The organism is Donghicola mangrovi (genome assembly GCF_013377535.1).
Classification (GTDB): Bacteria; Pseudomonadota; Alphaproteobacteria; order Rhodobacterales; family Rhodobacteraceae; genus Donghicola; species Donghicola mangrovi.
Genome location: NZ_JABCJE010000002.1, coordinates 334,187 through 354,488, shown reverse-complemented (window position 1 = coordinate 354,488; position 20,302 = coordinate 334,187). Strand labels below are relative to the sequence as shown.

At 60.4% G+C, this 20,302-nt stretch carries 20 protein-coding genes; 6 read left to right on the top strand and 14 right to left on the bottom strand.

Features of this window, described 5'->3' with window-relative positions; translation table 11 throughout:
* Positions 1–1,506, bottom strand: coding sequence for a class I adenylate-forming enzyme family protein (locus HJ536_RS06235; protein WP_177157054.1), 1,506 nt, complete (start codon positions 1,504–1,506; stop codon positions 1–3).
* Positions 1,507–1,571: 65 nt separating this feature from the next.
* On the opposite strand from HJ536_RS06235, the gene HJ536_RS06230 reads away from it, so the two are divergent.
* A complete protein-coding gene (locus tag HJ536_RS06230; protein WP_176854318.1) occupies positions 1,572–2,195 on the top strand; it encodes a helix-turn-helix domain-containing protein in 624 nt (207 codons plus the stop codon).
* A 3-nt stretch (positions 2,196–2,198) separates the two neighbouring features.
* On the opposite strand, the gene HJ536_RS06225 is transcribed toward HJ536_RS06230, so the two are convergent.
* The 3 genes from HJ536_RS06225 to HJ536_RS06215 all read right to left on the bottom strand — a co-directional run bounded on the left by HJ536_RS06225 (position 2,199) and on the right by HJ536_RS06215 (position 4,485).
* Positions 2,199–2,669: an arsenate-mycothiol transferase ArsC gene (locus tag HJ536_RS06225; RefSeq protein ID WP_177157053.1), complete on the bottom strand. Its 471-nt coding sequence runs from the start codon at positions 2,667–2,669 to the stop codon at positions 2,199–2,201.
* A 65-nt stretch (positions 2,670–2,734) separates the two neighbouring features.
* On the bottom strand, positions 2,735–2,854 hold the full coding sequence (locus HJ536_RS06220) for an entericidin EcnA/B family protein (protein ID WP_176854314.1): 120 nt from the start codon (positions 2,852–2,854) through the stop codon (positions 2,735–2,737).
* Entirely contained in the window at positions 2,854–4,485 is a 1,632-nt protein-coding gene (locus HJ536_RS06215) for an extracellular solute-binding protein (RefSeq protein ID WP_420811085.1), read from the bottom strand. Before HJ536_RS06215 ends, HJ536_RS06220 begins: the two co-directional genes overlap by 1 nt.
* A 531-nt stretch (positions 4,486–5,016) precedes the next feature.
* Between HJ536_RS06215 and HJ536_RS06210 the strand changes: the two genes are divergently transcribed.
* Together HJ536_RS06210 and HJ536_RS06205 are read left to right on the top strand one after the other, a co-directional pair.
* Positions 5,017–5,790: a 3-hydroxybutyrate dehydrogenase gene (locus HJ536_RS06210; protein ID WP_176854311.1), complete on the top strand. Its 774-nt coding sequence runs from the start codon at positions 5,017–5,019 to the stop codon at positions 5,788–5,790.
* Positions 5,791–5,929: 139 nt separating this feature from the next.
* Positions 5,930–6,961 carry a patatin-like phospholipase family protein gene (locus tag HJ536_RS06205; RefSeq protein WP_177157051.1) on the top strand — a complete coding sequence of 344 codons (1,032 nt, stop codon included), beginning with the start codon at positions 5,930–5,932 and terminating at the stop codon, positions 6,959–6,961.
* On the opposite strand, the gene HJ536_RS06200 is transcribed toward HJ536_RS06205, so the two are convergent.
* From HJ536_RS06200 to HJ536_RS06185, 4 genes are all read right to left on the bottom strand, one after another.
* Complete coding sequence (locus HJ536_RS06200) at positions 6,947–7,687, bottom strand: DUF502 domain-containing protein (protein ID WP_176854307.1); 741 nt, start codon at positions 7,685–7,687, stop codon at positions 6,947–6,949. The two genes, HJ536_RS06205 and HJ536_RS06200, sit on opposite strands and share 15 nt — an antisense overlap.
* A 96-nt stretch (positions 7,688–7,783) precedes the next feature.
* Positions 7,784–8,689, bottom strand: coding sequence for a pseudouridine-5'-phosphate glycosidase (locus HJ536_RS06195; protein ID WP_177157050.1), 906 nt, complete (start codon positions 8,687–8,689; stop codon positions 7,784–7,786).
* Positions 8,682–9,578: a PfkB family carbohydrate kinase gene (locus HJ536_RS06190; protein WP_177157049.1), complete on the bottom strand. Its 897-nt coding sequence runs from the start codon at positions 9,576–9,578 to the stop codon at positions 8,682–8,684. The genes HJ536_RS06195 and HJ536_RS06190 overlap by 8 nt, the downstream gene beginning before the upstream one ends.
* Before the next feature lie 42 nt (positions 9,579–9,620).
* Positions 9,621–10,427, bottom strand: a complete 807-nt coding sequence (locus HJ536_RS06185; protein WP_177157048.1) for a DUF4198 domain-containing protein — start codon at positions 10,425–10,427, stop codon at positions 9,621–9,623.
* Between HJ536_RS06185 and HJ536_RS06180 the strand changes: the two genes are divergently transcribed.
* From HJ536_RS06180 to tsf, 3 genes are all read left to right on the top strand, one after another.
* Positions 10,426–11,568 carry a HupE/UreJ family protein gene (locus tag HJ536_RS06180; protein ID WP_177157047.1) on the top strand — a complete coding sequence of 381 codons (1,143 nt, stop codon included), beginning with the start codon at positions 10,426–10,428 and terminating at the stop codon, positions 11,566–11,568. The two genes, HJ536_RS06185 and HJ536_RS06180, sit on opposite strands and share 2 nt — an antisense overlap.
* A 188-nt stretch (positions 11,569–11,756) precedes the next feature.
* Positions 11,757–12,515 (top strand): 30S ribosomal protein S2, encoded by a 759-nt coding sequence (gene rpsB / locus HJ536_RS06175; RefSeq protein ID WP_176854301.1) that lies wholly within the window; start codon positions 11,757–11,759, stop codon positions 12,513–12,515.
* 90 nt (positions 12,516–12,605) lie between these two features.
* Entirely contained in the window at positions 12,606–13,478 is an 873-nt protein-coding gene (gene tsf, locus HJ536_RS06170; protein WP_176854300.1) for a translation elongation factor Ts, read from the top strand.
* A 417-nt stretch (positions 13,479–13,895) separates the two neighbouring features.
* Here the strand turns inward: tsf and HJ536_RS06165 are convergent, their stop codons facing one another.
* The 6 genes from HJ536_RS06165 to pstC form a co-directional block, all read right to left on the bottom strand.
* Positions 13,896–14,651 carry a LuxR family transcriptional regulator gene (locus HJ536_RS06165; RefSeq protein WP_177157320.1) on the bottom strand — a complete coding sequence of 252 codons (756 nt, stop codon included), beginning with the start codon at positions 14,649–14,651 and terminating at the stop codon, positions 13,896–13,898.
* Positions 14,652–15,190: 539 nt separating this feature from the next.
* Positions 15,191–15,880 (bottom strand): phosphate regulon transcriptional regulator PhoB, encoded by a 690-nt coding sequence (gene phoB / locus HJ536_RS06160; protein WP_176854299.1) that lies wholly within the window; start codon positions 15,878–15,880, stop codon positions 15,191–15,193.
* 9 nt (positions 15,881–15,889) lie between these two features.
* Complete coding sequence (gene phoU / locus HJ536_RS06155; protein ID WP_176854298.1) at positions 15,890–16,621, bottom strand: phosphate signaling complex protein PhoU; 732 nt, start codon at positions 16,619–16,621, stop codon at positions 15,890–15,892.
* Between the two features lie 12 nt (positions 16,622–16,633).
* Entirely contained in the window at positions 16,634–17,431 is a 798-nt protein-coding gene (pstB, locus tag HJ536_RS06150; protein ID WP_176854296.1) for a phosphate ABC transporter ATP-binding protein PstB, read from the bottom strand.
* Positions 17,432–17,446: 15 nt separating this feature from the next.
* Positions 17,447–18,793, bottom strand: a complete 1,347-nt coding sequence (gene pstA / locus HJ536_RS06145) for a phosphate ABC transporter permease PstA (RefSeq protein WP_177157046.1) — start codon at positions 18,791–18,793, stop codon at positions 17,447–17,449.
* Entirely contained in the window at positions 18,793–20,265 is a 1,473-nt protein-coding gene (gene pstC / locus HJ536_RS06140) for a phosphate ABC transporter permease subunit PstC (protein WP_177157045.1), read from the bottom strand. Before pstC ends, pstA begins: the two co-directional genes overlap by 1 nt.
* Between the last annotated feature and the right edge of the window lie 37 nt (positions 20,266–20,302).

Below are 20,302 nucleotides of genomic sequence, written 5' to 3'. Positions count from 1 at the left end.
TTAGCTGAGTTTCAGGTCCTTGCGCCGCAATTTGCCATTGGGGTTGCGCGGCAGTTCGGCCAGACGCACCCAGACGCGGGGCTGCTTGTAGCGGGCCAGCTGCGCCTCGGCATAGGCGGTCAGCGCGGACTGGTCCAATTCGGTTTCGGCTGTGTAAAAGGCTGCAATCACACGCACATCGGGGCGGATTTCGACGTCTGTGACGGCGATCTCGTGCAGCCCCTCAAAATGGGCAAGAGCGGCCTCGACCTCTAGCGGGGAAACGCGGAAGCCCCCGGCATTCATCAGGTCGTCGTCGCGCCCTTGGTAAGTGATAAAGCCATCTTCGCCCATAATCCCCTGATCGCCAGTCAGGAACCACGGACCGCGACGTTTTTCCGCAGTCGCCTCGGGGGCATCGAGATAGCCCAGCATCAGGCCCGGATCACGGTGGTCGATGGCGATGGTGCCCGCGGTGCCACGGGACACGGGCTGGCCATTATCATCCACAATCGCCACAAGGCGCCCGTCCTGCGGCGCCCCCAGCGTACCAGCGGCCGAGGGGCGCGCGGGGCTACCGGAAATAAAGGTCGAAATCTCGGTCTGACCGTAGGCCTCATATAGGCCGGTGCCCGTGGCCCCAAACCACGCGGTGCGCAGGGCTTCGGGCAGCTTTTCCCCTGCACACAGGCCGTGGCGCAGCTTGGGCAGACTCAGGCTGGGGTGGTCTTTCAGGAACTTGCGGTAAACGCCGGGCGCGGCCGCCAGCAGCGTCGCATCGTGGCGTTTCAGCAGCAAGGGCAGGGCCTTTGGATCGGTCCCGTCGGCGGGGATCAGGGCGGTCGCCCCACAAGCCCACGGGTCCATCATGCCGGTGCCCAGCGTGAACGACCAGTTGAACGCCCCCGCATGGAGCAGGCGGTCGTTCGCGGTCAGGTCATACCACCCCTGCCACATCATCCGCCGCGCCCACACAACGCGGTGCGCGTGGCACACAGCGCGGGGCGTACCAGAGGTGCCCGAGGTGAAAATGATATAGGCCAGACGGTCCGCATCCCCCATCGCAGGCGCCACAGGCGCGCAGTCGCGCATCGCCCGCAGGTCGGTCAGGGGAATGGCGCGCCAGTCGCCAGTCGGCGCGGCCACCTCGGGTGCTTGCAGGATGGCGGCGGGCTGGACGATCTGGGCCAGCTTGCCAGCCTCTGGCGCAGTCAGTTGCGATGACGTGGGCACGGGCACCAGACCGGCCGCAATCGCGCCCAGAAAGGCCAGCGGAAAGTCTACCGTATTGCCCAGCCGCAGCATCACCCGATCACCGGGTTTCAGCCCCGCCGCCAGCAGGCCCGTTCCCGTGCCAAGCGCGGCAGCGCGCAGCTTGCCATAGCTCCAGCGTTCGGCGCCGGACAGGGCCAGCACCGCAAGGGCGATCTTGTCATCGGGGGCGCCGGAACCGGCCAGCACATAGGCGGCCAGATTGAACGACTGCGGGCAGGCCGCAAAGGAGGTGGGTTCGGTGATCGACAGCATGGCCAATGCCTAGGCCCGCAAGGCCCCAGTTGCAAGAGTTGGGAGGTCGGATTAAACGCTGAACCATGAATGAAAAAGACCCCAGACAGCTTATTCGCGTGGCCCGTGACAGCGATCAGGACAGCAGCGTTCTGCCGCTGGACCTTGGCGCGCGTGTGCGCGAGCTTCGCAAGGAACGGGACTGGACGCTGGAACAGGCCGCCCAGCAGGCCGGTCTGGCCCGCTCCACCCTGTCCAAGATCGAGAACGGCCAGATGTCGCCCACCTATGAGGCGTTGAAAAAGCTGGCCGTGGGTCTGGGGATCAGCGTGCCGCAACTGTTTACGCCGCCGCGCAAAAATCAGGTGAACGGCCGGATGACCGCAACGCGCTCGGGCGAGGGGGCGGCCTATACCACCGCCACCTACGAGCACGAACTGCTGGCGGAAACGCTAACCAAGAAAACGATGCTGCCCTACCGCGCACGCATCCGCGCGCGGTCGATGGAAGAGTTCGACGGCTGGGTCCGCCACGACGGCGAGGAGTTCCTCTATGTCCTGACCGGCACCATCACGCTGTTCACCGAATTCTATGAGCCCATCGAAATGAAGCGCGGTGACAGCGCCTATTACGACGGGACCATGGGCCATAACGTGATTTCCACGAGCCCGGAGGACGCGATGATCCTCTGGGTCACGTCATTGGTTTAACGCTCAGGCCTGTTTGGCGATGCGCTTGAGAGCGGCGGTCAGCTCGCCTGCGTCCATCGTTTCGATGGGGTGCTTCAGCAGGGCCTTGGCGCGGCGGTGGAGCTGCTCGAAGGTGGCGGCAATCGCGGCCTCTTCGTCGGCAGCGCCCACGGGGTTCGCGATATCCCAGTAGCCGGTCGCAGGGGCATTGGGCCATGCGGGGGCTTTTCTGGCCGCGGTTTCGCTGCACAGGGTGATCACCAGATCCACCGGCATCGCATCGTCGCCGGCATAGTCGCGCCAGTCCGAAGGCGTCAGATCAGAGGTGTCGTGGTCGTTGGCCTCTAGCAGGGCCAGCACCGCCGGATGCACGGCATCGGCAGGGACAGAGCCAGCAGAATAGGCGGTGATACCATTGGGGGCTTCGTCATTCAGGATCGATTCCAGAAGGATCGAGCGGGCGTCATTACCCGTACAAAGCACGAGGATGTTCATTGGGCTTCCGGTATTAAAACTGGCGGCAGGTTAAACCCAGCCGCCAGTTCTGGCTAGAGGGTGTTTTACAGCCAGCTGCGAACCATATTCGCACCACCCGCGATGTCGTTTCCGACACCTTCCACCGTGTTGCAGGCCGCCAGCAGGCCCAGCAGGGCCAACACCGCTAATGTCTTCGGGGTCATCATTCCTCCCACCACCAAACGTCGGGCATGAAGTCGATCCAGTCGCCGTAGATCGGCAGCTTCGAGGGATACTTCAGGTGCTTGTCATGGGCAATCCAGCTTACATTCCACTCGTAGAACGGGATCACATAGCGGCCGGTGGTCAGCACACGGTCCAGCGCCTTGGTGGCGGCGACGAAATCGTCATTCGACTGGGCCTGAAGGATATCCCCGATCAGCCCGTCCACGGCGGCGCTTTGGATACCGATCATGTTGTAGCTGCCTTGGGTGCCAGCCGCCTCGGAGCCCCAATAGAGGTACTGCTCGTTGCCCGGGCTCAGCGAAACGCCGCGGCGATAGTAGGTCATGTCATAGTCAAATGCATCGGTGCGCTGGGTGTATTGGGCCGCATCCACCACGGTGACCGTTGCCTTAATCCCCAGCGATTCCAGATGCTTGATAAAGATATCTGAGATGCCCTGAACCTCGCTGCTGCCTTGGCGCAGCAGGATATCAAAGCTGAAGGGCGCGCCCTCGGCATCGGTCAGCTGGCCATTGGGGCCAACGGTCCAACCGGCCTCTTCCAGCAGGGCGGCGGCTTTGCGCAGGTTGCTGCGGTTGCGCTCGCTGCCATCGGAAACGGGCAGGTCATAGCCGTCGACCGCACCGGGCAGCAGGGCGTCCTGATACTTGTTCAGATAGTCCAGAACCTTGCCCGTGGCGGGGCCGTGATCCATCGACAGCATCGAGTTCGAGAAGTACGACGTGATGCGCTGCTGCTTGCCACCGTTCAGGGCGGTGTTGATGAATTCGAAGTTGAACGCCAGCATCATCGCTTCGCGCACGCGCCAGTCGTCAAAGGGTGCCTTGCGGATATTCATCGCCAGACCGGTGATGCCGCTGGGACGCTGGTGCGGGATTTCCGACTTCACCACATCGCCGCGCTGCACAGCGGGGAAGTCGTAAACGGTGTCCCACTTCTGGCCGTTCGACTCGCGGAAGGCGTTCAGCTCACCGGCCTTGAAGGCCTCGAACATGACCGACTCATCGCCGTAGAATTCCATGCGCAGCTCGTCGGCGTTGTTGGTGCCGCGGCGCAGGGGCAGGTCCTTGCCCCAGTAGTTCTCGTTCCGCTTGAGGCTGACGTAGCGGCCCGCTTCGTAGCTGTCGATCACATAGGGGGCGGTGGTGATCGGGATCACGCTGATGCCCGCCTGATCAAAGGGCACATCCGCGAACTGGGCCTTCTTGAGAATCGGGCGCATCCCGATCAGCAGGGCCAGCTCTGGGTTGTCGGTGTTGAAGGTGAACTTGATCTTGCGATCACCGGTCTGCTCCATTTTGGCGACCTTGGACCACGTTCCCAGATAACGGGGGTGCCCGATGGTGCCCAAAGTCTCATAGGACCACATCACATCTTCGACAGTCAGAGGGGTGCCGTCGCTGAACGTGACCCCGTCGCGCAGGGTGAATTCGACCCAGCTGCGGTCCGGCGCGGTCTCGATTGTTTCGGCAATCAGACCATAGAGCCCGAAGGGTTCGTCCCAGTTACGGCCCATCAGGCTTTCATAGGCCACAAAACGCAGCTGCCAGGGAGTCGATCCCTTGGCCTGATGCGGGTTTAAACTATCGAAACTTCCGGTCTCTCCCATGACCACCCGGCCACCCTTTGGAGCGTCCACATTCACGTAAGGCAGAGATTCGAATCCGGCCGATAGCGCCGGTTCTCCGTACATCGCGATGCCATGCGACGGCTCTGAAAGTGCTGCCTGAGCAAAAAGCGCCAACACCCCAAAAGCTGTGGATAATCCCAGTTTCTTCCTTAAAATCAATGCCACGAACTGCTCTCCTCGGTCGCTATGCGGATATGTTTGGTAAAATCCTAGACACCGTTCTGTGTCTTTTCAAACTTTTAGCTTGGAGAGCGGCGCTAGATTGCTTATATAGGTATCACTGCTCGATAGGTTTCTTGCCTGTATGAAACCTGCCTCAATACTTAGCGCCGGCCTTGTGCCGGCGTTTTTTTGTTTTCATCTCATTGAGATAACGAGAAGTTTCCCCGCACAACATAAACAAGCTGTGGAACCCGAAGCACGGTAGTGAACTTAATGCACTGATAGGAATCGATTCTGCGACTGCATTACACTAGCGTCGAACCGAGGACACTAGCTAAGGGGGATATTATGACTTTGAAGGGTAAAACTGCAATCGTTACCGGCTCGAACTCGGGCATTGGTTTGGGCGTTGCGCGGGAACTTGCCAAGGCGGGCGCGAACGTCGTTCTGAACTCTTTCACCGACAACCCGGAGGACCACAAACTGGCCTCGGATATGGCCGAAGAGTTTGGTGTATCTGTAATTTATATTAAAGCTGACATGTCCAAGGGCGACGAGTGCCGCGCCCTGATCGAGAAAGCACCGGCTTGTGACATTCTGGTCAACAATGCGGGCATCCAGTACGTGAAGGGCATCGACGAGTTTCCCGTCGAAAAGTGGGACGCGATCATCGCGATCAACCTCAGCTCGGCCTTCCACACCACCGCTGCTGCGCTGCCGAAAATGCGGGCCGCTGGCTGGGGCCGCATTGTGAACATCGCGTCGGCCCACGGTCTGACCGCCAGCCCCTACAAATCGGCCTATGTGGCCGCCAAGCACGGTGTGGTGGGCTTTACCAAGGTGACCGCCCTGGAAACCGCCCAAGAGCCGATCACCTGCAACGCCATCTGTCCGGGCTATGTGCTGACCCCGCTGGTCGAGGCGCAAATCCCTGACACCATGGAAAAATACAACATGAGCCGCGAGGACGTGATCAAGAACGTCATGCTGGAACGCCAGCCCTCGAAAGAGTTCGCCACCGTCGAGGAACTGGGGGGCACCGCGGTGTTCCTGTGCTCGGACGCGGCGAAACAGATCACCGGAACAACCATCAGCGTGGACGGAGGCTGGACCGCGCTCTGATCCAAGGGTGGGCGCGGTTTAACCCGCGCCCGTCGACCATAGGGAGGGGACCCAACGCAACCAAGCGAAAGGCAGACCCGCAATGGCACCGTCGAGGATCAACCCCTTCGGCCGCAAAAAGGACGCGGCCCCCAGCAACATGAAACGCATCAATCTGGCCCTACAGGGCGGAGGCGCCCACGGCGCCTACACTTGGGGCGTGCTGGATAAAATTCTGGAACACGAGGATATCGAGATCGCCTCGATGTCAGGCACCTCGGCAGGGGCGCTGAACGCCGCCGCGCTCAAGGCTGGCCTGATCAAGAACGGCCGTCAGGGCGCGCGGGACATGCTGTCGTTCCTGTGGGGGCAGATCGCGGGGATCGACGATTTCCGCATCCCCAGCTGGATGACCGGCTATGTCATGACCCCCGGCCAACTGTCCAAAACCATCGAAATGAGCGTGCCCTATATGTGGGCCGACGTGGTCTCGCGGATGATGACCCCCTATGCGTGGGGCCCGTTCTACAAGAACCCGCTGGAGCATATCGTGCAGTCCTTCGACTTTGACTGTGTGTGTGCCGATGCGGGGCCGGAGCTGTTCATCTGCGCCACCAACGTGCGCTCTGGCAAGGTGAAGGTCTTTGAGGGGGACGAGGTCACCAGCGACGTGTTGCTGGCCTCTGCGTGTCTGCCCACGCTGTTTCAGGCGGTCGAGATCGAGGACCCCGCCACGGGGCAGGTCGAGGCTTATTGGGACGGGGGCTATACGGGAAACCCCGCGCTGTTCCCCATGTTCGAGCCGCGCCTGCCCAATGACATCGTCATCGTGAACATCAACCCGATCATCCGCGACGAAGTCCCCAAGACCCCGCAGGAAATCCAGAACCGCATCAACGAGATCAGCTTCAACGCCTCGCTCCTGCGGGAATTACGGGCGATTTCATTCGTGCAGGAACTGATCCACGAAGGGCGCATGCCCCCAAACCAGATGAAGGACGTGTATGTCCACATGATCGCCGACGACAAGATGATGACCAACCTGTCGGTGGCGACCAAACTGGTGCCGACGCCCTATGTCATTCAGGAATTGCGCGATGCGGGGCGGGATGCGGCCGAACAGTTTCTAGCCCAGCACAAGGACAAGCTGAACCAGCAAAGCAGTGTGGATCTGCCCTTAATGTTTTCCTAACCGCTTTTCCCGCGCCTCTTCGATGGGCGTGGGCTCGGCGGCTTTCTCGGGCGGATAGACCAGTCCGGCCGAGATCACCAGTTTGGCGGCGTCCTCGATCGTCATGTCCAGTTCGATCACATCCGAAGCGGGGAAATACAGCAAAAACCCCGAAGTCGGGTTGGGCGTGGTCGGTACGAACACACTGACCAGCTTTTCCATGGTGTCGGGACGCGAGGCGATCTCGCCCTTGGCATCGGTCGAGATAAAGCCGATGGCCCAGATCCCGCGGCGGGGATATTCGACCAGACAGGCCTTTTCAAAGCTGCGCTCGGATTGGGCAAAGACGGTTTCGGCCAGTTGCTTCAGCCCCGAATAGATCGAGCGCACAACCGGCATCCGGTCCACCTGACGTTCGCTCCAACGGATGAACGAGCGGCCAATCAGCCCCTTGGCGATCCAGCCCGTCAGCATGGTGAACAGCAGGAAGAAGATCACACCCACGCCGCGGATATTGATCGACGTATCCTCGCCGAACCAGCGCTGAAAGAAAATCTCGGGGTGGTAGACGCGGGGGACGAACGGCATCACAAAGCTGTCCACCCAACCGATCACCGTCCAGATCAGCCAAACCGTAAGGCCAACGGGGGCAATCACCACGATTCCGGTAAAGAAATTAGAGCGCAAGCGGGCGAAAAAACCCGGTTTACGGTGGATCGGGTGGTCGTCGTGGAAAGGCGTGCTCATGATCCCCAGCGGTCTTGGCGGATGGTTTCAATCGGAACTTAGGCACTGGAGCGCTGGTTCACAACGCCTCAGTGGTCTGTTCTGCAAAAGAAACGATCAATGTGTCATCGATTGGGCGATCGCCGCCGCCAGTCGGGCATTGTTCAGCACCAGTTCGATGTTCGCGGCCAAGGACTTGCCCTCGGTCAGCTCGAAAATCCGCTGCAGCAAGAAGGGGGTCACGGCCTTGCCGGTGATCCCTTTGGCGTCGGCCTCGGACAGGGCGGCGCTGATGATGGGGGCCAGGGTTTCGGCGGAGATTTCCGCGTCCACGGGGATGGGGTTCGCCACCAGCTGACCGCCGGGCAGGCCCATCGCGGTACGGGTTTTCTGGGCCAGAGCGATCTGTTCGGGGGTGTCCATGCGCAAAGGCGCCTTCATCCCGCTAGAGCGCGACCAGAAGGCCGGAAAATCGTCCTGACCATAGGCGATGACAGGCACGCCATAGGTCTCCAGCACTTCGAGCGTTTTGGGCAGATCGAGGATCGCTTTGGCACCCGCTGCAACCACCGTCACAGGGGTTTCGGCCAGTTCCTTGAGGTCCGCCGAGATGTCAAAGGTGCTTTCCGCCCCGCGATGCACGCCGCCAATCCCGCCGGTGGCAAAAACGCCGATCCCCGCCAGATGGGCGCAGATCATGGTCGCCGCCACGGTGGTCGCGCCGGTGCCGCCGGTGGCCACGCAGGCGGCCAGATCGGCGCGGGACAGCTTGGCGACGTTCTGCGCCTGACCCAAGGTTTCCAGCTGTTCGTCCGTCAGGCCCGCGTGAATGCGGCCCTCCAGCACGGCGATGGTGGCGGGGATGGCGCCAGCCGCGCGGATGGTGGCCTCGACCTTGCGGGCGGTTTCCACGTTCTGCGGATAGGGCATCCCGTGGGTGATGATGGTGCTTTCCAGCGCGACGATGGGCAGGTTTTTCGATTTGGCGTCAGCGACTTCGGGGGAAAAGCTAATGTCAATCATAAGGGGTCTCTCCGGATACATGGGCGGCTGCGGCGGCTTGGGCGGCCCTAAGGGCGGCATCGCGATCAGCGCCGCGGGCTTCGGCCACGATATGGGCCGCCATGAAACTATCACCCGCGCCGGTGACCCGGGTCACCATAACTTCGGGCGGTTGACGGGTGATCACGGCGTCCGCATCGCCATCGGCAGACAGGCGGCCCCCGTCAGTCACCAGCGCGCGCTTGGCCCCGCGCGCCACCAGTCCGGCAGCGGCAGAGGCGGCGTCGGGAAACTCGGTCTGGCACAGCAGGCCGGCCTCTTCGAGGTTCACATAGAGCGTGGCGCGGCCCGCCTCGACCAAGGGCAGCAGGCGCGTGGCCTTGCCGGGGGATGCGGGGGCGACACGCAGGTCGGCCTGCGCGAACAGCGGGTCCGTGGCGATGTGGGCCAGCAACGCCTCGGTCAGGTTGCCGTCCAGCGCGATCAGCCCGGAATAAGGGGCGTCCGCACGACCCAACGCACCGTTCGACAGGGGGCGCAGGATCTTGTCACCGGCCTCTTCCAGCGAATGGGCGTCGGCGATGGCGGCGATCAGGCCATTCGCGCCCTCAACAGCCATATAGCGGTCGGTGGGCAGGTCTTCGGACAGGTAGATGTGCTCGGTGATCAGCCCACGGCGGCGGCAGTCGGCCAGCAGCTCGGCGCCCTCGGCGTCTTTGCCCACGGCGGACAGAAGGGCGGGCACCATGCCCTGACGGCGCAGGGTCATCGCGATATTCAAGGCCACGCCGCCCGGCACGCGGATGATCCGCCCCGGCACGTCAGTGCCCACGCGCATATGACTGGAGGACCGGCCGATGATGTCCCACAGGACCGAGCCGATGCACAGAATTTCAGGTGTAGATGTCATGGCTGCCTCTTGCCCATAGCCGCGCCCATACGCAAGGAATTTTTACCGGACGGTAAAGGTCAGATCGGCCCAGAGGCTCTGCCAGACGATATCGTCGCTTTGGGCCACTTCGGGGGTGGGTTCGCGCATCACCACCGCGTCGATCATATAGGTGTGCTGGGGCAGGACAGGGACCATCGCCACACCCGCCGCATCGGTGCGGGTGGTTGTGATCGACACGGTCCCGTCGGGGGCACGGTCGAACACCTCGACCTGCGTGTCGGTGCGGGGAGCACCCTGATACAGCAGCTTCACGTCCATGACCTCGTCGAAATCGGGCAAATAGGGGTTATCGAGGGCGACGAACTCGGTCTCTAGCCCCACCTCCATATCCTGTCCCTGACCACTGCCTACGGCGACCAAGGCCTTGGCATGGCGGATATATCCCTCGCGGAAGTCGACCTCGGGCAGGCCGCGTTCACGGTGGCGGTCCTGCACCCAAGCGAAATCCTTGTGGGTGGTGAAGTTCACGAATTTCTCGGCCTCGGTGTAGCGCAGGATGTTCTGGGTGGAAACATAGACCACCACTGCCAAGCCTTCGTCCGCAACGGGGGCCGCGACGGCGGGAATATCGCCCATGCGCCCTTCGACGGGGGTCACCACGCCGCCCATCACGATGTCCAGCCGCACTTGCTTGGACGGAACGTAAGCCAGCTTGAAGCCAGAAAATTTCTCGCCATTGCGCAGATCGGCCTCTAGGGTCTGGTCCGGAGCAATCTGATAGCTGCGCGGCTCGATCCACGTTTCGTGGGCAAGGGCCGCGGTGGCCGTCAGACCAAGACAAAAGCAGGCAAGAAGGGTGTGGCGCATGGCAGGTTCCAATATGTTCGGTGGCCTCAGGGTGTGGCTCGCGGCGGCGATGTCAAGTGCTGTGCTGGCGGCACCCGCCTTTGCCCATGAAGTCACGCCATCTATCGCGGATCTGACGGTTGTGGACGGGCAGGTGACCGTTGACCTGCGCACCAATGTCGAGGCCTTTGTCGCGGGCATCGACCTGAGCGAACTGGCCGACACCAATGACGCCGCCGAGGCGGGGGAATACGACCGCCTGCGCGCCATGCCCCCCGACGCCCTGAAGGCCGAGGTGCAGCGCGTCTGGCCCCGTTTCGCCGCCGATCTGCTGCTGACCACCGATCAGGGGGATATGACAGAAACCCTAAGTGATCTGACCATCGAACCAGAGCCCGATCTGGAACTGCCGCGCAGCACCGTCCTGCACATCACCGCCACGCTGCCCGCAGGCGCCAGTGCCTTGCAAATCGGTTGGCCCGCCAGCTACGGCGCGCTGGTGGTCCGCCAGCAAGGGGTCGAGGAGCCCTATACCGGCTATCTGACCGGCGGCGACCCCAGCGATCCGATCATGATCACCGGCGGCCAGAGCCTGAGCGGGTTGGAGGCGTTTACCTCTTATATCCCCGTCGGCTTTGACCACATTCTGCCCCAAGGGCTGGACCATATCCTGTTCGTGCTGGGGCTCTTCTTTCTGTCCACACGGATGCGGCCGCTGCTGTGGCAGGTGTCGGCCTTTACCATCGCCCATACGGTGACTTTAGCACTTGGAATCATGGGGTTAGTCAGCGCCCCCAGTGCCATCGTAGAGCCCCTGATTGCCGCCAGTATCGCCTTTGTGGCCATCGAGAATATTATAGTTAAGGGGCTGTCTCCGTGGCGTCCTGTAATCGTTTTTGGCTTCGGGCTGCTGCACGGGTTAGGATTTGCCAGCGTTCTGGGGGAATTCGGCCTGCCGCAGGCCCAGTTCGTGCCCGCGCTGATCGGGTTCAACGTCGGGGTCGAGGTTGGCCAGCTCACGGTGATATCACTGGCCTATCTGGCCGTGGGGCTGTGGTTTGGAGACAAACCGTGGTATCGTCGCTATATCTCGAACCCCGCCAGCGCCGTCATTGGCCTGATTGGGCTGTATTGGGTGATCGAACGCACTTTTCTGGCCTGATCTACGGGAAAACAGCCAGAAAGTCGGGCAGGGGGCTTGTCAGTGGGGCCCTTTGCGTATAATGGCACGCGCACTGAAATCCGCTGGCTGGGTTTTGGGCCTATGAGGGAGAAATCCTCATACGTCCGCCGGTTGGACCAAATGGTCCCTCACCCCAGCCGAGGCATGAAACCGGAAAGGATAAGGACATGGCTCTTCCTGAGTTCACCATGCGCCAACTGCTTGAAGCAGGCGTACACTTTGGCCACCAGACCCAGCGCTGGAACCCCCGTATGGGTCAGTACATCTATGGCTCGCGTAACGGCATCCACATTCTCGACCTGACCCAGACTGTTCCCATGCTGGACCAGGCTCTGAAGGTTGTGCGTGACACCGTTGCAAAAGGCGGCCGCATCCTGTTCGTCGGCACCAAGCGTCAGGCAGCTCAGCCCGTCGCAGACGCCGCTGAAAAGTGCGCACAGTACTACATGAACCACCGCTGGCTCGGTGGCACCCTGACTAACTGGAAAACTGTTTCGCAGTCGATCCAGCGCCTGAAGAACATCGACGAGAAGATGGAAACCGGTGCTGAAGGCCTCACCAAGAAAGAGCGCCTGCAGATGGAACGCGAGCAGGCCAAACTGCAAGCATCGCTGGGTGGCATCCGTGAAATGGGTGGCGTTCCCGACCTGCTGTTCGTCATCGACGTGAAAAAAGAGCAGCTGGCAATCCAGGAAGCAAACAAGCTGGGTATCCCCGTTGTGGCTGTGGTTGACACCAACTGCAACCCCGAGGGCGTTGACTATGTCATCCCCGGCAACGACGACGCAGCCCGCGCTCTGGCCCTGTACACCGACCTGGTGTCGCGCGCCGCTCTGGACGGTATGACCGCTCAGCTGGGTGCTGCCGGTGTTGACCTCGGCGAGCTGGAAGCTGGCCTCGAGGAAGAACTCGGCGAAGACGCATAAGCGTTTACAAAACTGACATCGGGCGCGGGTAATTCCGCGCCCAAGCCCTTATTGAAGGGCGTTGACCCCGAAATTGAGAGGAGCCTTACCATGGCGATCACTGCTGCACAGGTAAAAGAACTGCGCGAGATGACCGGCGCGGGCATGATGGATGCCAAAAAAGCGCTGACCGAAAACAACGGCGACATGGAAGCAGCAACCGACTGGCTGCGCACCAAAGGTCTGGCGAAAGCCGCCAAGAAATCGGGCCGTACCGCTGCTGAAGGTCTGGTTGCCGTAAACGTTGCAGGCGGCAAAGGCGTTGCTGTCGAAGTGAACTCGGAAACCGACTTCGTTGCGAAGAACGCCGAATTCCAGGCAATGGTTCAGGCCATCGCAGGCGCGGCCGCTGGCGTTGCCGACGTCGAGGCTCTGAAGGCTGCTGAAATCAACGGCAAGACCGTTGAAGCAACCATGACCGACAAGATCGCCACCATCGGCGAAAACATGACCCTGCGTCGCATGGCGTCGATCGAAGGCGAAACCGTTGTTTCGTACATCCACAACTCGGTCACCGAGGGCATGGGCAAGATCGGCGTTCTGGTTGCAATGACCGGTGGCGACGAAGCGTTCGGCCGTCAGGTTGCAATGCACATCGCAGCGGCAAACCCCGCAGCTCTGAACCAGGACGCTCTGGATGCCGCTTTCGTCGAGAAAGAGCGTCAGATCCAGATCGACATCGCACGTGAGTCGGGCAAGCCCGAAGCCGTGATCGAGAAAATGATCGAAGGCCGTATGGCGAAGTTTCTTGCAGAAAACACCCTGCTGGGCCAAGCGTTCGTCATCAACCCCGACCTGACCGTTGAAGCAGCAGCAAAAGAAGCTGGCGCAACCATCACCGGCTTCATCCGTATGGAAGTTGGCGAAGGCATCGAGAAAGTCGAAGAAGACTTCGCGGCAGAAGTTGCCAAGATGAACGCCTAATTCCGGCGCACATCGCGAGATTTGGGGCAGGGGGTGCGTATGCGCCCCCTTTTCCTTTTCCGGATCAAGGGTTTGCGCGTGAGGACCCGTGCGGACCAATGGGTTCGGAACAAAAAAAGAGGCACCGGAACAAGTCCGGTGCCCTAAAGAAACTACGCCCCGCGGGATGGGGATGTACGAGACGTAAATTGTCGGCTTGAAAGCAGAAAATTTCCCCCAAACCGACGGGTCTGACGACCACCCAAGCAGGCTGGCTAGAAATCTCTAGCATCTCTGCCCGGCGTTCCCTGGCCAAAGCCACCACTCACGGAACAGTTACTCAATGCCAGATTAACGCCGCGTAAGGTAAGTCAGGTATTCCCTACCCAAATACTGTCCATACCGTAATAGGTATAGTTTTCATTACCTTAACAGCCATTACTGCTCTACGATAAACATCTGGTTCTGAAAGGCAGCTTTCAGAACAGCCTGTGCGGTTGTTTCAACGTTCAAGGACTCTCGTGCAAGTCGCAAATGTTTTTCCACCGTCGCAGCTGTAAGCCCCATCAGAATCGCGATGTCCTGCGTGGTCTTGCCATCGCCGACCCATTGCAGAGCCTCGCGCTGGCGTTTGGTCAGGCTGCGCGTGGGCGGCGTGTAGGGCAGGCTGGAGATCTTCAGGTGTGCCACGTTGTTGGCAAGGATGATGTCGCGCCCGTGCTCGTCCCAGACGGCGTCTACGGCGTCTTGGTTCATACCCTCGCGGGCGGTGAGCGCAATGGCGCCCTTGGAACGCTGGGTGACCGCCTTGAAGGAAATGGTGTAGCCGGCAGTCACGCCCATACGGCGGTTAAACTCGACCACACGCATCTCTGCGGGCGTCAGGGTGCCGCTCTCGACCATCTTGATCATGGTGCTCCAGCTGCAAGCGCCTTCGTGCTCCAGCGCCCATTTCACCATGGGCGCATGGAAGTAATGGCCGTCATTGATAAAGGGCTCGATATACTCGGGCTTGTGGGTCGTCATAATCAGGAAGTCGTTCGGATCGCCAAGCGAAAAGCCACTGCGATAATGGGTCAACCCATAGATCAGACGGTCAAAGCCGTATTCAGCCATCCTCTCGGAGTGCAGGGACCAGAGCGCCTCGAGGCTCTGGCTATCGGTAATTGCTTCGAGATATGACGACAAAGACATCATCGGACTAACCCATTCTTTTCGATCGCTTTCGAGATCTTCCCGCTTACATTCCTGCAAAGCTAATCTAGGCAGGTTTCGTTACCTCGGACGGCTTGTTGATACGCAATATGTAACACCAAGTTCTTGTCAGAAGCGTAAAAACAGAACACTCGAACTTACGTCGGACTTCACACAAGGCCATCGGGCGGGAAAGCATGCTCTCTGCTGTTTTCACAATACACAGCGCGTTTGAAAGAAGCGACCAGCGGTATAACCCCGAATTGTTTTACATACCCTAGGGTCACCATTTCAAGTGCACGCGAGCGCATATTGAATCCGTTTATCGGGAACCGCGACTTTTTGAGGATAAAAAATCCCAGTTTGCGATCCTAAATGCACATATTTACCATAATACTGATTATAGGATGACCATAAGCATAGGCCAGCTTTGCATCGTATGCCCCAGTAAACCCGCAGGTTTACACGGATTCCACCACCCACAAAGCAAAACGGCCAGCAAATCCGCTGGCCGCCTGCATCAATTGCATAAACCTTGCTTAACCCAAGGCGTAACCCGCACCGCGAACGGTTCTTACCGGGTCTTCACCGCCATATTGGCAGAGCGCCTTGCGCAGACGGCCGATGTGCACGTCTACCGTACGGGTATCCACATAGATATCGCGGCCCCACACACGATCCAGCAGCTGCTCGCGGCTCCAGACGCGGCCGGGCTTCTCCATGAACGTGGTCAGCAGACGGAACTCGGTCGGCCCCAGCTTCAGGGGTTGCTCGTCGCGGAACACCTTGTGGGTCTCTGCATCAAGGATGATGTCCTCGTATTCCAGCTTCACGCCGACGGTCGCAGGACGCGTCCGGCGCAGCTGGGTGCGCACGCGCGCCATGAGCTCGACCACAGAGTACGGTTTGACCACATAGTCATCCGCACCCGTCTCGAGGCCGCGAACGCGGTCCACTTCCTCGGAGCGCGCGGACAGCATGATCACCGGAATGTCGCGAGTGTCGCCGCGCGACTTCAGTCGGCGGCAAACCTCGATCCCCGAAACGTTGGGCAGCATCCAGTCCAGCACGATGATGTCCGGGCGATCCTCGTCCACCACCAGCAGACCTTCTTCGCCATTCTCGGCGCGGATCACACGGAACCCCTCGGCTTCGAGGTTATAGGTCAGAACCTCGCGCTGTGCGGGCTCGTCCTCGACGACCAGAACGGTCGGTTGGTCGGCACTCATGGTCGTTCCTTAGTTGTCTCCGGCGACCGGGTCACCGTGGGTTTCATAGGGCGTGCTGTCGGCCTTGGGGCGATCTTCCTCGGGCAGTTTGCCGGTGCTGACGTAGATCACTTGTTCGGCCAGAGCGGTCACGTGATCGCCCATACGCTCAATGTTTTTGGCAATGAAATGCAGGTGCATACACGCAGTGATATTCCGGGGATCTTCCATCATGAAAGTCAGGAATTCACGGAACAGAGCGTTGTACATCTGGTCCACTTCCTTGTCGCGCTGGATCACAACGGCGGCCAGTTCGGCATCGCGCTGGATATAGGCGTCAAGGGCGTCTTTCAGCATCAGTTCGACCTCGCGGGTCATGCGGCGCACGGCACCGGCAGAGCCGTCGATCGGCGTCATCTGAAGTAGGACCCCTGCCCGCTTGGCGATGTTTTTTGCATAGTCGCCAATACGTTCCAGGTTGTTGCTCATCTTCATGACGGACAGAACAACACGCAGATCGCTGGCCGTGGGTGCGCGCAAGGCGATCACACGGGCGGTCTCTTCGTTGATCTGTTCCAGCAGGCCGTCGATGGCTTTGTCGCCAGCGCGCACCTGTTGCGCCAGATCTTCGTCGCGCAGTTCCAGCGCCTTGGAGCAGTCGGCGATCGCGGTTTCCACCAAACCACCCATCTTGACGATCAGGGCCTGAACCCCTTCGAGGTCGCGGTCATAAGCCGAGACGATGTGCTGATTTTCGTTCATCTGCTCTTATCCTTATCCGATACGACCGGTGATATAGGACTCGGTGCGCGGGTCCTTGGGGTTGGTAAATATCTGGCCGGTGTCGCCATATTCCACCAGATTGCCCAAGTGGAAGAATGCGGTTTTCTGGCTCACCCGTGCTGCCTGTTGCATCGAGTGGGTCACGATCACCACTGCGTACTGTTCACGCAGCTCGTCGATCAGCTCCTCGACCTGGCTGGTCGCGATGGGGTCCAGCGCCGAGCAAGGCTCGTCCATCAGCAGAACTTCGGGCTCGGTTGCGACAGCGCGCGCGATGCACAGACGCTGCTGCTGACCACCCGACAGACCGGTGCCCGGTGCGTGCAGACGGTCTTTGACTTCGTTCCAGATGGCGCCGCGACGCAGAGCCTTTTCAACGATTTCGTCCAGATCGGCCTTATTCTTGGCCAGACCGTGGATACGGGGACCGTAGGCGATGTTGTCGTAGATCGACTTGGGGAACGGGTTCGGCTTCTGGAAAACCATGCCGACCTTGGCGCGCAGCTGCACGGGGTCGACACGCTTGTCATAGATGTTCTCGCCGTCCAAATTGATCTCGCCCTCGACACGGCAGATGTCGATGGTGTCGTTCATCCGGTTCAGGCAGCGCAGAAAGGTGGACTTGCCACAGCCCGACGGGCCGATGAAAGCGGTGACAGTGCGGGCTTCGATCTCGATGTTCACATCCTTGATCGCCTGGCTGTCGCCATAGAAGACCTGAACATTGCGGGCCGAGATTTTGGTTTCGTTCTGAGCCACTTTACGCTCCAAGTTCGGGTTATCGTACATACTCGTATCCTTCTCTTACCAGCGGCGCTCGAAGCGGCGGCGGAGGATGATGGCAATGATGTTCATCGTGATCAGGAACAGCAACAGGATAATGATCCCGCCCCACGCACGTTCGTAATATGCGGGGTCTGCGCGCTTGGCCCATTCATAAATCTGTGCAGGCATTGCGGAGTTGGGGTCCATGAAACCCGCCAGCGGACCGGTGGGATAGTTCGACGCGATGTAGCCGACCATACCGATCAGCAGCAGCGGTGCGGTTTCCCCCAGCGCCTGCGCCAGACCGATGATGGTACCGGTCAGAATGCCGGGCATCGCCAGGGGCAGCACGTGGTGGAACACTGACTGCATCTTGGACGCCCCCAGACCCAGCGCCGCATCACGGATCGACGGCGGCACGGCCTTGAGCGCGGCGCGGGTCGAGATGATGATGGTCGGCAGGGTCATCAGGGTCAGAACCAGACCACCCACCAGCGGCGCCGACTGGGGCAGACCCGCGAACTGGATGAACACGGCCAGACCCAGAATACCGAACACGATCGACGGAACCGCCGCGAGGTTCGAGATATTCACCTCGATGAGGTCGGTCCATTTGTTCTGGGGCGCGAATTCCTCAAGGTAGATCGAGGCAGCCACGCCGATGGGCAGCGACAGCACCAGAACCACGATCATCATGAATAGCGAGCCCAGCATCGACACGCCCATGCCCGCCTGCTCAGGACGGCTTTCGGAGGCGTCCGCACCGGTGATGAAGGCCATGTTGAACTCGCGCTTCACCACGCCTTTTTCACGCAGGACATCAACGATATCAAGGTGTTCTGCATTGATGTTCTTGTCGCGCGCGATGCTCTCGCGGGTGACGCGGCCTTTGATGTAACCGTCCACGCGGCTGGAGCCCAGCAGACGGAAATCAACGGTCTCGCCGATCTTTTCGGGATGCGCGATGACATAGTCACGCAGCTGCGCCACGGCGCTGGCCGAAATCAGCGCCTTGGTGTCTTTGGGTTTGGCCAGCGGGTTCGGGGAAACGTTTTCCTCGACGATGGCGAACAGCGCGTCATCGATCAGCGGCTGGTAGCCAAAGGTGCTGACCTTCTTGATGTCTTCGATGTTGCGCTCGCCCTTCTTGTCCAGCTTGGCAGCGTCCAGATAGATCGGGACGTTCACAAAGGTCTGCTGGAATGCCCCTACCCCGTTTGACAGGATCGAGGTCAGAAGAACGATCAGGAACACCAGACCGGTCGCCACGGCAGCGATGCCATAAATCTGGAACCGGCGTTCTGCGGCGTTGCGCTTTTTGACGCGCGGGCTCTCGGTATAAAGAGAGGTACCGTGCTTGGGCGTGTTTGCGGTTGCGTCGGTCATTAGTCGTACTGCTCCCGGTATTTGCGCACGATATACAGCGCCAGAACGTTCAGGCAGAGGGTCATCACAAACAGGCTCATGCCAAGGGCAAAGGCCACCAGCGCTTCGGGGCTGGCAAAGTCCGCGTCACCGGTCAGCTGGCTGACGATCTTGGCAGTGACGGTGGTCATGGCTTCCAGCGGGTTCATCGACAGACGCGCCGCAGCCCCTGCCCCCAGAACCACGATCATGGTCTCACCGATGGCGCGCGATGCGGCCAGCAGGATCGCACCCACAATTCCGGGCAGCGCGGCAGGCATAACCACCTGCTTGACGGTTTCGGACTTGGTCGCACCCAGACCGAACGAACCATCGCGCATCGCCTGAGGCACCGCGTTGATGATGTCGTCCGACAGCGAGCTGACAAAGGGGATCAGCATGATGCCCATCACCAGACCAGCGGTCGAAACCGAAGACGCACCGGACATCCAGTTCACACCGAACAGACCCCCGTCGCCAAAGGCGCTGACCAGCAGCGGACCCACGGTCAACAGAGCAAACAGACCGTAAACGATGGTCGGGATACCGGCCAGAACCTCGAGCAGCGGCTTGGCAAAGGCGCGGACCTTGGGGCTGGCGTATTCAGACAGGTAAATCGCAGCAAACAGACCGATCGGAACGGCCACAGCCAGAGCGATAAAGGAAATGTAGAGCGTGCCCCACAAGAGCGGCAGAACACCCAGCGACGAACCGCCACCAAAGCTCGGGCTCCAGGTGGTGCCAAGGAAGAACTCGGCAGCCGGATATAGACGGAAGAACTCGACGGTGTTGAACACCAGCGACAGAACGATGCCAACGGTGGTCAGGATCGCAATCGACGCCGACAGGATCAGCGACAGCTTGATCGCGTGCTCGACGGTGTTACGCGCGCGGAAATCACGGTTGGTCTTGGAGAAGGCATAGCCAAAGCCGCCAACAGCCAGCAGCAGAACCAGCACGTCGCGCACCAGATTGCCGGTCGCGGTCATGTCACGGTAATGACGGGCGGATGCCAAGGTGATCGGGCTTACGTCAGATCCCAAGGCCACGCCCACCTGAGCCAGCTTCTCGCGGATACCGGATTCACCGGCAACCAGAGCGCCCTCTTCTTCGGCGGTCATAACCCCTTGGGAAATCGCAAGATCCAGGCCTTCGGCTACACGGCGCACATCGCTCATGACCAGACCCAGAGTGCTGCCTTGGGGGATATCGGCAGCGGGGATTTCGCCCGCAACGGTGCGGTCGATATACATGGGCTGCGCAATCAGCCAGACAACCAGCACCAACAAGGCCGGCACAGTGGCGAACAGCGCAACGTTCGAACCATAATAAACAGGAAGGGAATGGAGGTGACGGGGATCCCCGCCTGCACTGGACATAGCGCGTTGACGTCCGGCCACATAGCCAGCGGCACCAAGCACCAGAACAATCAAGATTAACCAAAGGAGGGGCATAGGGGCTCCGTGCGGATCCTAGAGACGACTGAGGCGC